We start from the raw sequence: 776 nt of genomic DNA, 5'->3' as shown, positions 1-776 counted from the left end.
GCGACCGGCTGTCTGCCATGCTGCCCGGTGTACCGACATAACCGCCGGTGGCATAGCCGCGCATCAGCCGGTAAAGATTCCCCACGCCAATCCGGCTGGTTGCCTCCTTCGTGAAGACAAACTCACCAAGGTGAACAATCCCCGCTGGCTCATATTTGCCGCCGGTTCCCGTAAATCCTCCGGTTGCAAAATGGAATTTCGCCGCAGCGGCCTGAATGGCTGTACCGCCTGACGCGGATGCGCCGCCACCAACAGCCCCGCCAATGGCGCTGCCGATACTCCCGACAATCCCCACCATTGCCTGCTTAAGCAGAATTTCTGTCATCATGGACAGCACGGAACGGGTGAAGCTGCGCCAGTTCTGCTCACTGCCGGTCAGCATCGCCGCCATATTCTGTGCAATACCATCAAAGGTCTGCGTGGCTGCACTTTTTACCTGCGACATACTGTCCGTGGCGCTCTCTTCCCACTCACTCCAGCCGGACTTCAGGCCTGCCATCCAGTTCCCGCGAAGCTGGTCTTCAGCCGCCCAGGTCTTTTTCTGCTCTGACATGACGTTATTCAGCGCCAGCGGATTATCGCCATACTGTTCCTTCAGGCGCTGTTCCGTGGCTTCCCGTTCTGCCTGCCGGTCAGTCAGCCCCCGGCTTTTCGCATCAATGGCGGCCCGTTTTGCCCGTTGCTGCTGTGCGAATTTATCCGCCTGCTGCGCCAGCGCGTTCAGGCGCTCCTGATACGTAACCTTGTCGCCAAGTGCAGCCAGCTGGCGTTTGTAC

The 776-nt window shown here is 59.3% G+C and carries 1 protein-coding gene; it reads right to left on the bottom strand.

All coding sequences use genetic code 11. The annotated features are described in order from the left end of the window. Window positions 1-776: phage tail tape measure protein (locus ACTHSL_RS12835; RefSeq protein ID WP_440381681.1), on the bottom strand; the 776-nt coding region annotated here is incomplete at both ends.

The organism is Neisseria sp. P0008.S010 (genome assembly GCF_051962715.1).
GTDB lineage: Bacteria > Pseudomonadota > Gammaproteobacteria > Burkholderiales > Neisseriaceae > Neisseria > Neisseria elongata.
The sequence above is the reverse complement of the archived record's forward strand: the minus strand, read 5'-3'. Positions and strand labels throughout refer to the sequence as shown.